This is a genomic window from Rickettsia sp. 109562A South Dakota, assembly GCF_055791265.1.
Window position 1 is genome coordinate 1,045,750 of sequence record NZ_CM147703.1, and the last position, 13,497, is coordinate 1,059,246.

A 13,497-nucleotide genomic window follows, 5' to 3' on the forward strand; every position below is an offset into this window, starting at 1 on the left:
GGACTACAAATAAATTAAAAAGACTATTTTAAGTTGATATAAAGATTTAATGCCAAACTAAAATCTATTAAATACTCAATAATAAATTATCTATTTAATGGATAATCTATTATAAGTTTTTCCTATCCAATTAAGGGGTAGGAATAATTTTCTAACTTGTTAAAATTATATTCATATTACTCAAGCTATTTGATTAAAATTTTAATTCTTGAAAGTTAAGCCGGCGTTTTATTGTCAAGTCAAAAATCTAAAAAAAAATAAATATTTATATTGAATAAATTATTATTCTCATGTCTACTTAGGTGAAGATTCTACACACTGAATATGGTGTCATTTTTTCAAAATAAGCATTATAAATAACGCCTACAACCCCATTAGTACCTATAATGAACACGCTTAAAAAAAACAAATTTCAAATAAATATAAACAACAGCCACAACAATTTACTTACTCCTTTTGGTAAAGCTATTCTGCGAGATCGATATCTTATGAAAGGTGAGGATTTTCAAGATTTATTTGTAAGAGTTTCTAGTTATTATGCCGAAAATAAACAGCATGCTCAAAAGCTATATGAATATATGAGTAAAATGTGGTTTATGCCGGCAACACCGATTTTAAGTAACGGCGGAACTGATAGAGGGTTACCTATATCATGCTTCTTGAATGAGACCAACGATAGCTTAGACGATATAGTAAATTTATGGACGGAAAATGTTTGGCTAGCTTCAAGAGGAGGGGGGATTGGTAGCTATTGGGGACATGTGCGATCTATTAACGAAGAAATCCATAATAAAGGTCATTCATCCGGTATTATACCGTTTATTAAAGTAATGGATTCTATGACTCTTGCTATTTCGCAAGGTTCTATTAGACGAGGTTCATCGGCTGTATATTTGCCTATTAATCACCCTGAAATTGAAGAGTTTATCGATATAAGACGTCCAACAGGGGGGGATGTAAATAGAAAATCTCTTAATATTCATCACGGTATAGCTATTACTGATGAATTTATGAACGCCGTTGAAAACAATACGGATTTTGACCTTGTGAGTCCTGCTACCAAAAAAGTTACAAACAAAGTCAGAGCAAGAGACTTATGGGTCAAATTATTAACTACTAGAATAGAAACAGGTGAGCCGTATCTGTTATTTATCGATAGCGTTAATAAATCTATCCCTGAGCATCATAAAAAACTAGGACTTCAAGTTAAAATGTCCAATCTTTGTAGCGAAATTACATTGCCTACGGGAATTGATCATTTAGGAAAGTCAAGAACTGCCGTTTGCTGCCTTTCTTCTTTGAATTTAGAGTATTTTGAAGAGTGGAAAGACGATAAAGAATTTATCCATTCTATTATGTTGTTCCTTGATAACGTTTTAGAAGACTTTATTAATAAAGCACCGGATACCATGGCAAGAGCTAAATATTCGGCTTTGCGTGAGCGAAGCGTTGGGCTTGGCGTAATGGGATTCCACTCATTTTTGCAAATGAAAAAAGTACCGATAGAATCGGTTATGGCAAAAGTTTGGAATAAAAAAATATTTGAATATATATCTGCTGAAGCCGATAAAGCCTCAATAGAAATCGGTAAAGAAAAAGGAGCATGTCCTGACGCTCTAGATGCAGAAAGTAATGAGCGGTTTAGCAATAAAACCGCAATAGCACCTACCACTTCAATTTCGGTAATAGCAGGTAATGCCTCGCCAGGAATAGAACCGTTTGCCGCTAATAGCTTTGTACAGAAAACTTTAACAGGTTCTTTTAACGTACGTAACAAACATTTAGAAAAGTTATTAGAAGAGCAAGGATTTAATAATGATCAAGTTTGGTCTTCGATTGCAACACATGAAGGATCGGTGCAACATTTAACATTTTTATCCGAAGAAGAAAAGCAGGTTTTCAAAACTGCCTATGAAATTGATCAGAATTGGTTAATTGAACTGGCAAGCGATCGTACTCCTTATATTACTCAAGCACAATCGTTAAATATCTTTTTACCGGGTAACGTTAGTAAGAAATATTTAAATAACATTCATTTTAAAGCCTGGAAAAAAGGCGTAAAAAGTTTATATTACTGTAGATCGACATCAATACAGCGAGCCGATAAGGTCTCGCATGATGTGCTAAAGGCAGATTTTAAAGATTTAGAGAAACAAAATGACAAGATAGCAGAAGCCGGTAACTACGAAGAATGCTTAGCTTGTCAGTAAGTATAAGTGTTGTTGCAGGAATCGAGAAACGTGTTCGGTGTCATACCGTGGCTTGACCACGGTATCTTGTATAACGAATTGTGTCCTAAGATACCACGGTATGACATTAAAGATTACTGGATTGCCTCGTCAAAACTTATAGTTTTTCCTCGCAATGACGAAAAAATACGAGCCATGCAACAATGCCTACAAGTGAGCTAGATGATAGATACGTTATTAAGAAATTAAAAAATAAATAAGAAAAAATTATGTCACTACTTGATGCAAGTCCAATTTATAAACCGTTTTCATATCCATGGGCATATGAAGCTTGGCACACTCAACAAAAAATTCATTGGCTACCGGAAGAAGTACCGCTTGCCGACGATGTTAAAGATTGGAAATATAACTTAACCCCAGGTGAAAAGCATTTATTAACGCAAATATTTCGCTTTTTTACTCAGGCAGATATAGAAGTGAATAATTGCTATATGAAGCATTATTCACGCGTATTTAAACCGACTGAAATATTGATGATGCTATCGGCATTTTCTAATATGGAAACGGTACATATTGCAGCATATTCGCATTTACTTGATACGGTAGGTATGCCGGAAGTCGAATATTCAGCATTTCTTAAATATAAAGAAATGAAAGACAAGTATGATTATATGCAGCAATTCGGGGTGGATACTAAAAAAGATATAGCAACTACTTTAGCAGTATTTGGAGCTTTTACGGAAGGATTACAGCTATTTGCTTCTTTTGCGATCATGCTTAATTTCCCTCGTTTTAATAAAATGAAAGGTATGGGACAGATTATTGCTTGGTCAGTGCGTGATGAAACACTCCATACTAACGCAATTATTACTCTATTTAAGACTTTTGTAAGAGAAAACCCTGAAGTTTGGACGGAAACTTTACGTAAACGTATTTATGAAGCTTGTACGACTATCGTGCATTTTGAAGATGCCTTTATTGAACTTGCTTTTGAAGTCGGCGGTATTGAGGGGTTAACGGCATATGAAGTAAGACAATATATTCGTTATATTGCCGATCGTCGTTTAATGCAGCTAGGACTCAAAGATGTATATTTGGTAAATCATAACCCGCTTCCTTGGCTTGATGAAATGCTAAACGGGGTCGAGCATACGAATTTTTTTGAAAATAGAGCAACTGAATATTCTAAAGCGGCGACTACCGGTTCATGGGAAGAAGTATTTGCTGAAATGGATAATAAATAATACATATTAACAACAAAAATAAAAAAATTTAAGAATATTTAAAAATTTCGAGTAATTTTATGGCTGTTATAAACAATAAAAAGTATCAAAAAGTTGTAGAAAACATTTTATCTTCTTCTAAAGCTAATAAAGTACTAAAGAGTGCAATTAAGGATTTATCGTCTTCAAAAAGTATAAGTTTAAAAACGATGCTACTCGGAGCAAGGTTTGTTTTAACTAATCCTGTAAATACTTATAATCTTATTAAGCTTGCTAAATCTTCTAATATATATCTTGATCCGGAATTTCAAAAATCACTTCTCGAAAAATCTCCAATATGGGAATTTTTAAAAAAACATTCAGATGATTTGCCTAAAATAGGTCAAATCTTAGCAAAAGCAGGCTTTAGAGAATTTCAAGATAAGAGTGCTTTAGATCAAAAGGGACTCGAAATACTAAAAGAATGTTTTAAAAATGAAAAAGTACTTAAAAAACTTCAAGAAATTGCAGTTGAAGTAAAGCAAGAGCTACCGGACTGGAATAAAGTGACTTCTAGAAGTTTGGATATGCTGGTTACCGATAAAAATTTCAAAAAATTTTTTAACGAAAAGAGCGAAGATATTACGAATTACATATGTATCGGAGCAACTGAAATACTTCCAAGCGATTATATAAAAACTTTTGATGATATATTACAAAAACCTCAAAGTAAGGATATATATGCAAAAATTATAAAAATATTTAATGAACATCCTGATTTTAAGCAAGAACTAGCTGAAAATATAAATAATACTAATTCTCTAAAAAGATTTAACAAGTTATCTCCTGAAAAACAAATAATTATTGAAAATTTCTTAGCAGAAGCGAAAGAACAAGCTAAACCTGTCTTAAAAGAACATTTTGAAAGCTACAAAATCGATCTTAAAATTTTAGATATTATTCCTACTTTATTAAACAAAATTCCTGAGACAAAAGAGATTTTGGATACTCTTAATGCTCCAAATCAAGGTGTAATGATAGCCCTTGAGAAATCCTTAGAAATGGTAGCGGGCGACGATAAATTAAAAAGTTTTTTTGCTGATAATAAAACAGTCTTACCAAATATTGCCTCAGGTATTATTGAAAATACTCCAAATATACAAAGCATGACGAAAGAATATAATTTCGATAAACAAATGCTTAAAATAGTCGGCGAAGTTATGTCAAAGCCGGAGACCGCACATGATATTATTGCAGATGTAAATAAAGGTTATTATATAAGTGTAACAAGTCGTGTAATTGGGGCCCTTAACGATCCTTTGTTTAAGTTAAAAGATATATTAGTAGAGCAAAGTAAAGAAGGGTTATTTGATAATTTAATTAAAGGTGTTTTAGAGCAAGATGAAAAAGGTAGCCACAATATAAAACAACAACTTGAAAATTACGGATTAGAAGCAAAAGATGTTACAAAACTTACGAGTGTAATGCCGACTTTAATTAACAATCCTGAATCATTACAAAAGGTTTTTAATGGATTTGTTAAAGGTGAGTATACAGGAATGGCGAAGGAGTTAATAACTTTAACTAAAGATAACCCTGAGATTAAACAATATTTAAACAATAATAGAGAAATATTTGCGGGTATTTTAGATAAAACCTTAAAAGATATACCGGGTATCAATAAGCTTGATAAGAAAGAATTATATAATATACTTCCCTCTATGTTAAATCATCCGGAAGAGTTAGTTAAAACTATAGAAGGAGTTGAGCGTGGTAATTATAAAAGTGCTGCCGTTGGTATGTGGAATATATTTCAAAAGACAAATTATTTTGAGGGTCAGGTCCCAAAGCTTGCAAAAGCAGGAATAGTAGCAGGATTTAGCTATGCTACTCAAAAATTTAAAAAAATGTTTAGCAGTACATCTGTAGAATTAGAAAATGAAGTTCCACCTTCTGTATTAAAAGAAGCACAAAATATCGTCTCAAATTTAAATAGTAAGACTAATATTGTAGGATCTAAGACAAATTCACTTTCCATTACTCCTATTTCCAATAATAAAAAGAAAGAAGAAATACATAGATAAATGCATTAATTAGTAAAAAAATTTCTTAAAGACACCTTTCAAAACTCAACTTCTAGAGGTAATTTATACGTCGATCCGATACTCGCATCCATCCTCACGTATGTCTATATACGCTGAGGTGCTGCGTTTCGTGTCTCCTTTAAATTCCTCTCTATAAGCGAGTTTGGAAAGATGTCTAATATTTGGGTAAATTCTTCTTGGTTAGAATATTCCAATGTGATTTTATCTTGTATCTGATTTTTAAACCAAGTAACTTGTCTTTTAGCATACCGGCGTGTTCTTATTTGAGCTGCACTTAAAGCGTCGTCTAAAGTAAGATTGCCGTCTAAATAAGCTAAAATCTCTTTTACTCCTACTGCTTTTAAATTTAAATAATCTTGCGGTGTGAATTGTTTTTTTATTAAAGCAATCTCATCTATGCTACCTTCTTTAAATATTTTTTGTAAACGTTGCTCACATGTTTTATATAAAAATTTTCGCTCAGGATTTAAGAAGATAATTTTACAATTAAATTCAGATAAGATTTGTTCTTTTGGTAAAGTTTGAAAGAAAAAAATAGATTTACCGGTTTGCTTAAAAACTTCATAAGCTCTAATTAAACGCTGAGTATCATTTTGGTTTATTTTAGAAGCAGCGAGTGGGTCAAGCTTCTCTAATTTATTCCATAACTCTATATTACCTATTTTACTATGCAGTTCTCTAGCGTGTTTTTGTAAATCCTCTGTTATATCAGGAATATTATTATAGCCAAAAACTAAAGAATTGATATATAAGCCCGTTCCTCCTATTAATATAGGTAGTTTGCCTCTGCTTGTTATCTCTTTTATTTTTTTGGCAGCAAGTTTTAGATATTTTATTACCGAGAAATCTTCCGTAATTGATAGAAAATTATACAAGTGATACGGGATTTCAGTTTTATAAATTTGAGACGGAGAAGCAGTAATAATAGGAGTTTCCTTATAAACCTGCATTGAATCGATATTAATGATTTCGCCGTTATAAGCTTTGGCAAATTCGTGACCTAAATAAGACTTCCCACTAGCAGTAGGGCCGCATAATATAATTATTTCTTTTTTTTCACCTATCTATTGTTAATCCGTATTTACTTAATAAATCATTGATTATAGCTTTTAATTTTATCAATCCTTCATTGCTTGTAGATTCAGCCCTTGCAACTATAATAGATTCGGTATTAGAGCTACGCAGCAGCCACCATCCATGTTCAGTATTTACTCGTACACCGTCTATATCGTTAAATGCTCTTTTATCATCAAATAGTTTTTGTTTTATTTCTTCTATAATTTTTAGCTTTAACTCTGAAGGAACAAATATTTTAATTTCCGGTGTACTATAGCTTTTCGGTAATTCGTCTATTATCTTATCTAGAGTTTTACTTGATCTGCTAAGTAAATCTAAAAATCTGAGAGCCGCATAAATTGCATCATCGAAGCCAAAATATTTATCGGCAAAGAATATATGCCCGCTCATTTCACCGGCAAGTAAAGCCTTTGTCTCAAGCATTTTACTTTTAATAAAGGGATGACCGGTTCGCCATATTATAGGATTTCCGCCATATGATTTTATTTTATCAACTATTAACTGACTGGTTTTTACATCAACTATTATAGTAGCATTTGGATTTTCCTTTAAAATATCCTCAGCAAATATGCATAAAATTTGGTCACCGAATAATATTTTACCGCTTGAGCTTACAATACCGATTCTATCGCCGTCACCGTCAAAAGCTATACCTAGATCGCAATTTTGTTCTTTAACCGTTTTAATTAATTCTTGTAAATTAGCAGGGTTAGTAGGATCAGGATGATGGCTTGGAAAATTCCCATCAATTATACTATTTATGATTATGTTTTCATTATAGTCAATTGATTTGGACTCGCCTACTATGTCACTCGTCGCTCTCCTATTAGTTATAGGCTGCGCTCCTCGCTCCTTGTACCCGCATCCAACTGAATTGACTATAGCTAAATGGCTTTTTAACTCTTCAATGATATTGCCTGTTGCTCCATTACCGCAATCCCAAGCTACTTTTAATTTTGGATTAATATTTATTCCCTCTAAAATATTTTTTAGATATTTAGATGCTATGGTATTTCTGTACTCTATGTCATTCCCGTGTAAACGGGAATCCAGATTACTTTTTATTATTTCCTGGATTCCCGCCTTCGCAGGAATAACATGAGGGGAGTCGAGAATGACATGATTATCCAAAATCTTTGCTAATAAATCCTGTATTTGAGTCCCAAAAAAAGATTTGCCGTTTTGCAGCATTTTAAAGCCGTTATCGTCACGAGGGTTATGCGATCCCGTAACCATCATACTACCGCTAGGCGTGAATTCTTTATCGGCAAAATATAATACAGGAGTTGGCACTACGCCAATATTTATGACCTTAGCCCCTGCATCAGTTAATCCTAATTCTAAGGCTTTACAAAGGGTAGGGGAGCTAAGTCGACCATCTAAACCAACACAAATTTTGTTATTATCATTGCTTATACTCATTTTGGCAAAACAAAATCCTATCTTATAAGCTACTTCTTCCGTTAAATCCTTAAGGCTATTGCCTCTTATATCATAAGCCCTAAAAATTTCTTTGTTAATTTGCATAGAAAACCTTTTGTGTCATTCCTGCAAAAGCAGGAATCTAGTAATTAAACAATGAAGAATAGGTATACGAAGATCAACTTCAAAAAGAGCAAGGAGTTCACAAGACGAGGAACGGAGCGTATACTTAATACGTGAGTACCGCAGTACTTGTAGAACGACGTAGCCAATTTTTGAAGTTGATCTTCGTATACCAGCCTAAAAACTAAAACTCTCACCTAAATACACTTCCTTAACTTTCTTGCTATTTGCTATTTCCTTAGCGTTTCCTTCTAATAATACTTTGCCTTCAAAAATAACATAAGCACGATCAACGATATCTAAAGTGTCACGCACGTTATGATCGGTAATTAAAATACCTATATTGAACTCACGTAAATAAGTAATTAGGTTTTTGATATCGGAAATAGCAAGCGGATCAATACCGGCAAGCGGCTCATCAAGCATGATAAATTTAGGTTCTATTGCAAGTGAGCGTGCAATCTCAAGCCTACGCCTTTCACCGCCCGATAAGCTGGCGGCAGAAAGATCTTTTAAATGCACTATCGAAAACTTCTCTAACAAATTATGGGTTTTTTGTTCAATTACTTCCTTACCGTTTTCAGATATTTCAATTATAGCTTTAATATTATCTTCAACCGATAATCCACGAAATATTGAGGGTTCTTGAAGAAGATAACCGATTCCAAGCCTTGCTCGTAAATAAATAGGCAAGTTGGTAATATTTATATCGTTTAAAAGTAATTGTCCGGAATCCGGCTTCATTAAACCGATAATAATATTAAAGCAAGTTGTTTTGCCGGCTCCGTTAGGACCGAATAAACCAACTATGTCCCCTTGTTTTATATTAAGAGACACATCGCTTAATATATTCCTTTTTTTATAGGATTTTGATATATTTCTAACTTGTAAGCTGTCCATCTTTTTTATTTGCGTTTTGTTGCGTCTATCAATTCCACCCCTGTCATCCCGTGACTTGATCACGAGGTCTAGTTTAAAATACTAAAATTATTAGTATTGTAAGTTATTTTTCTGGATACCGTGGAGGGGCCACAGTATGACAAGGCCAATGCTATTTATTAACAATATCTACATAATAGATTAGTTTGTTAGTTTTTAAAACATTATCGTCACGTTGTAATATTACATTACCAATTAGAATAAGTTGTTTATTATCGAAAAAATATTTAGCTGAAGCTGCAAGCAATAATTCATTATTTATTTTTCTTTCTACAGTCAATTTAGTAGGAACAACTATATGATCAATAGTTTGCTTTTCATATATTGTTTTATAAACAATATATAATTCTTCCGTTCTAAGTATCGCATTATCGAAGTAAACAACGACATTTCCAAGATATTCTGCCTTTTGTTTGGTTCTATCAATAATTAAAGTATCAGATGTAATATGTAAATTTGAAATATCTTTATTACTAGCATATATAGATATACTAACAGTAAGAAATACTACAAGTTTAATAATCCGATAAATCGATGATTGTAGAGACATTGCCTTTAAAAATTATAATATTATTTTCATCTCTCGTATTAAAACTATCCGAAGTAATTGAAGAGTTTTTGTAAAATAACTTAGCAGAGGAATTGCCGGTTATATTCTTATTTACTAAATCAATCCTTGCATCGTTAGTGTTAAATATGATCGCATCAAAAAAAAGTTTTACATCGTTTTTTAAATCTAATATGTTTGATTCTTCGTCTAAAAAGCCTTCTTTCGCATGTATGATAAGAGGTTGGTCTTTATTTACGTTATAAATAGCATTTATTATATCTAATTTATATTTGTTATCCGACTCTTTTAGAGCTCGCTCAGTTTTAATCGTATACACATTTAAATTTTTATTTACTCCCTCAAAAATTGAATCTTTCAATATAATATTATATTTTAAATCAAAATTTTTATTATCTTTTAAACTTTTTTTTGTAACATGAATATCGTTTGCTTCATTAATATAACCGCTTTTAATTAGTATATATCCTATATACAAAATTCCAAGTATTATTAAAAGATAGACAGATTTCCAAAATTTTTTCCGCTGTTTATAAGAAGAGGACATAGATTTTAATTAACTCCGATACGAAGTAAATCATGAATATGAATAATGCCCGTAATAATATTATCATCAACAATCGGTACATTAGTGATATTCTTGGCTTTCATTAAATTTAAAGCCTCTTTTGCAAATATTTCCGATGAGATATGAATAGGATTTTTGGTCATAATGTTTGATGCTGTTTTTAAGTGGATTTGATCGTTAATATGACGACGTAAATCCCCATCAGTTATAATTCCTACCAAATTTTGGTTTTTATCCGTGACAAGTGTACAACCTAAACGTTTTTTATTCATAACAATTATAGTTTCGGCAAAGGAAGTATCTTCATATACTAAAGGTATTTCATCACCGCTACGCATTAGGTTTTTAATTTTTGTTAAATTAGCGCCAATTGTACCTCCCGGATGATAAACCTTAAAATCATCTTTGGTAAAGCCTCGTTTTTCATGTATAACAGTCATTAAAGCATCACCGAGTGATAACATTATTAAAGATGATATAGTAGGAGCACCGATTACAGAAGCTTCTGAATATTCAGGTACTATTAATAAAAAATCGCTTCTTTTAGCTAAAGTGGAATTTTTATTCATTGTCATTGCAGCAATTTTTATGGAAGAGTGCTTGCAATATTCAATTATATTAAATAATTCTTTAGTTTCACCGGAATTAGATAGCATAATTACTAGATCATCTCTCGTCACCATACCTAAATCGCCGTGACTTGCTTCTGCCGGATGTAAATAAAAAGCAGGCATGCCGGTAGAAGAAAAGCTAGCAGCTATTTTTCTTGCAATATAACCGCTTTTACCTATACCCGTTAAAATTACCCGTCCTTTAAAAGATAATAAAAATTCTATAATTTTGTTAAAGTCTTCAGGGATATTTTCGGATAATTTTTCTAAAGCACTTGCTTCACTAGAAATAACCCTCTTTGCGATGGTGCGGTAATTATTTGTGTTGGTCATTGTTATTATTGGCTCTGTATTTATGTCATTCCCGCCTACGCGGGAATGACATTTAATTAAAATACTTACGTTCTGTAATTACTTCAGCCGTTTCAGCATTATTATCTTCATTCCAAGCTCGTTTTTTACTAGAATCACGTCTCTCAGGTTCTGAATTTTCTTTAGCATTGTTAATACTATTTTTTGGCTTTGGATTATTTGAAGCTTTATCTTTATCAGCATTTTTAATAGTTAGTTTTGCTTTGCCTTTATTATCAACACCTATTAGCTTAACTTTTACTATATCGCCTTGTTTTAAAACACTGCTAACCGTTTCTATTCTTTCTTCTGCAATTTCACTAATATGAACAAAGCCGTCTTTATTACCTAAATAATTAATAAAAGCACCGGAATCTAAGACTTTCATTACCGTACCGTTAAATATTTCACCGATCTCAGGTTCGACGGCAATAGCTTTAATTTTATCCAAGGCAATTTTTAGCTTATCTCTATCTGAAGCATAAACGGAAACTGTACCGTCATCGCTTATATCTATTTTAGCACCGCTAGTTTCACAAATTTCCTTTATTACTTTACCGCCTGGCCCTATAATATCTCTAATTTTATCTTTATCTATTTTTATAGTAGTAGAAGAAGGAGCATTTTTACTTAGTTCGCTATTTGGTTTACTGATAACTTTATTCATTTGCTCAAGTATATGCAAACGACCGAGTCGTGCTTGCTCTAAAGCTACTTTCATTATTTTAAAATCTACTCCGGATATTTTGATATCCATCTGTAATGCAGTAATTCCTTCGCTAGTTCCTGCAACCTTAAAATCCATATCACCGAAATAATCCTCATCTCCAAGAATATCCGATAATACGGCAAATTTCTTGCCTTCTTTAACAAGCCCCATAGCAATACCTGCAACCGGTGCTTTTATTGGAATACCGGTTTGCATTAAAGCAAGAGAACTACCGCATACGGTTGCCATTGAAGAAGAGCCGTTAGATTCCGTAGTTTCAGCTACAACTCTTATAGAATAAGGAAATTGTGCTTTATTAGGTAATATTGGATTAATAGCACGCCATGCGAGTTTACCGTGTCCGACTTCACGACGACTAGGTGCTTTCATAGGCATTGCCTCATTTACGGAGTAGGGCGGGAAGATATAATTAAGCATAAAACGCTCTTTATATTCACCCTCTAAACTATCAACTATTTGTTCATCTAAACTAGTTCCAAGTGTGCTACTGACTAAGCTTTGCGTTTCGCCTCTAGTAAATAAAGCTGAACCGTGTGCAGAAGGTAATAAACCTACTTCACAGGCAATTTGTCTTATATCTGTGGTACTTCTTCCATCGATACGTTTATTCTTTTCTAAAATTTCTTTGCGTAATATATTTGATTCAACAAATTTTAAAGCTGATTCTATTTGATAATTATTATATTTTTTATTTTCTATGTCGCTTATAAAATGCGTAAGAACTTTGTCAGGAATTAAGTCTAAACTAGTGCTACGTTCCTGTTTAGATTTTATCGCAAAAGCTTGTTCAATTTCTTTTGCAAATAACTGCTCAATTTCTTTCTTTAATGCAGCAGGGTATAAATCTTGCATTTCAAGCTTCGGTCTTTTAGCTTCTTCTTCTAGTTCTTTAATTATTTTTACTACCGGCTGGAAGCTTTCAAATCCAAACTTTACAGCTTCTAGCATTTGTTCTTCAGAGAGTAAATGAGCTTCCGATTCAACCATCATTACTGAATCTGTTGTTCCTGCCACTACTAAATCAAGCTGACTTGTTTTTAATAATTCAAATGTTGGATTTAAAACAAATTCACCGTTGATTAAACCAACTTTACTTGCAGCAACTATTTCTAGATAAGGGGCAGGGGATAGAGCAAGTGCAGCCGATGCACCGATAATTGCAAGTATATCTACCGGAGTTTCAGGGTCATATGAAAGCACGGTACAAGTTACATGCGTTTCATTAACAAAAGCCGGATGAAATAACGGTCTAATCGGTCTATCTATTAAACGAGATACTAAAACTTCTCTATCTGATGCTTTTCCCTCACGCTTAAAAAAACCACCGGGTATTTTACCGGCAGCATATGCCATTTCTCTATAATTAATTGTTAAAGGAAAAAAACCGATACCCTCTTTTGCTTTGTTAGCTACTACTGCCGTACATAATAAAACGGAATTACCCATTTTTACCGTAACGCTGCCGTCAGCCTGCCGTGCTATTTTACCTGTACTAAGCTCAAGCACTTTCCCATTCCATGTAACACTCTTAGTTATTTCGTTAAACATCTATTTATCTCATTTCATAATTTATATTTTTTGTATTCTTATTACTTTTTGTGGATTGCCACGC

The 13,497-nt window shown here is 32.8% G+C and carries 9 protein-coding genes and 2 pseudogenes; 3 read left to right on the forward strand and 8 right to left on the reverse strand.

Features of this window, described 5'->3' with window-relative positions; genetic code table 11:
- Positions 1-386: 386 nt before the first annotated feature.
- The 3 genes from ACIAS7_RS05820 to ACIAS7_RS05830 all read left to right on the forward strand — a co-directional run bounded on the left by ACIAS7_RS05820 (position 387) and on the right by ACIAS7_RS05830 (position 5,475).
- Positions 387-2,210 (forward strand): ribonucleoside-diphosphate reductase subunit alpha, encoded by a 1,824-nt coding sequence (locus ACIAS7_RS05820; protein ID WP_473198599.1) that lies wholly within the window; start codon positions 387-389, stop codon positions 2,208-2,210.
- Between the two features lie 248 nt (positions 2,211-2,458).
- Positions 2,459-3,433 carry a ribonucleotide-diphosphate reductase subunit beta gene (locus ACIAS7_RS05825; RefSeq protein ID WP_473198600.1) on the forward strand — a complete coding sequence of 325 codons (975 nt, stop codon included), beginning with the start codon at positions 2,459-2,461 and terminating at the stop codon, positions 3,431-3,433.
- Between the two features lie 1,517 nt (positions 3,434-4,950).
- Positions 4,951-5,475 carry a hypothetical protein gene (locus tag ACIAS7_RS05830; protein WP_473199433.1) on the forward strand — a complete coding sequence of 175 codons (525 nt, stop codon included), beginning with the start codon at positions 4,951-4,953 and terminating at the stop codon, positions 5,473-5,475.
- Positions 5,476-5,579: 104 nt separating this feature from the next.
- Here the strand turns inward: ACIAS7_RS05830 and miaA are convergent, their stop codons facing one another.
- From miaA to pnp, 8 genes and pseudogenes are all read right to left on the reverse strand, one after another.
- Complete coding sequence (gene miaA, locus ACIAS7_RS05835) at positions 5,580-6,560, reverse strand: tRNA (adenosine(37)-N6)-dimethylallyltransferase MiaA (protein WP_473199434.1); 981 nt, start codon at positions 6,558-6,560, stop codon at positions 5,580-5,582.
- A pseudogene (locus tag ACIAS7_RS05840) lies at positions 6,553-7,569 on the reverse strand (phosphomannomutase/phosphoglucomutase); the annotation flags it as partial. The pseudogene ACIAS7_RS05840 and the gene miaA, both read right to left, overlap by 8 nt.
- A gap of 201 nt (positions 7,570-7,770) precedes the next feature.
- A pseudogene (locus ACIAS7_RS05845) lies at positions 7,771-8,100 on the reverse strand (phosphomannomutase/phosphoglucomutase); the annotation flags it as partial.
- A gap of 195 nt (positions 8,101-8,295) precedes the next feature.
- Entirely contained in the window at positions 8,296-9,018 is a 723-nt protein-coding gene (gene lptB, locus ACIAS7_RS05850) for an LPS export ABC transporter ATP-binding protein (RefSeq protein WP_473198601.1), read from the reverse strand.
- 151 nt (positions 9,019-9,169) lie between these two features.
- Positions 9,170-9,607 (reverse strand): LptA/OstA family protein, encoded by a 438-nt coding sequence (locus ACIAS7_RS05855; RefSeq protein ID WP_473198602.1) that lies wholly within the window; start codon positions 9,605-9,607, stop codon positions 9,170-9,172.
- Complete coding sequence (gene lptC, locus ACIAS7_RS05860) at positions 9,573-10,172, reverse strand: LPS export ABC transporter periplasmic protein LptC (protein WP_473198603.1); 600 nt, start codon at positions 10,170-10,172, stop codon at positions 9,573-9,575. Before lptC ends, ACIAS7_RS05855 begins: the two co-directional genes overlap by 35 nt.
- Before the next feature lie 5 nt (positions 10,173-10,177).
- Complete coding sequence (locus ACIAS7_RS05865; RefSeq protein ID WP_473198604.1) at positions 10,178-11,137, reverse strand: KpsF/GutQ family sugar-phosphate isomerase; 960 nt, start codon at positions 11,135-11,137, stop codon at positions 10,178-10,180.
- A 52-nt stretch (positions 11,138-11,189) separates the two neighbouring features.
- The gene (gene pnp / locus ACIAS7_RS05870; RefSeq protein ID WP_473198605.1) at positions 11,190-13,433 is read right to left on the reverse strand and encodes a polyribonucleotide nucleotidyltransferase; all 2,244 of its coding nucleotides are present in this window, start codon (positions 13,431-13,433) and stop codon (positions 11,190-11,192) included.
- Between the last annotated feature and the right edge of the window lie 64 nt (positions 13,434-13,497).

Bases quoted from the DNA above. Each gene is read 5' to 3' on its own strand.
- ACIAS7_RS05865 (WP_473198604.1), bottom strand. From the start codon at position 11,137: ATGACCAACACAAATAATTACCGCACCATCGCAAAGAGGGTTATTTCT.
- ACIAS7_RS05820 (WP_473198599.1), top strand. From the start codon at position 387: ATGAACACGCTTAAAAAAAACAAATTTCAAATAAATATAAACAACAGC.
- ACIAS7_RS05830 (WP_473199433.1), top strand. From the start codon at position 4,951: ATGGCGAAGGAGTTAATAACTTTAACTAAAGATAACCCTGAGATTAAA.
- ACIAS7_RS05855 (WP_473198602.1), bottom strand. From the start codon at position 9,607: ATGTCTCTACAATCATCGATTTATCGGATTATTAAACTTGTAGTATTT.
- pnp (WP_473198605.1), bottom strand. From the start codon at position 13,433: ATGTTTAACGAAATAACTAAGAGTGTTACATGGAATGGGAAAGTGCTT.
- lptC (WP_473198603.1), bottom strand. From the start codon at position 10,172: ATGTCCTCTTCTTATAAACAGCGGAAAAAATTTTGGAAATCTGTCTAT.
- lptB (WP_473198601.1), bottom strand. From the start codon at position 9,018: ATGGACAGCTTACAAGTTAGAAATATATCAAAATCCTATAAAAAAAGG.
- ACIAS7_RS05825 (WP_473198600.1), top strand. From the start codon at position 2,459: ATGTCACTACTTGATGCAAGTCCAATTTATAAACCGTTTTCATATCCA.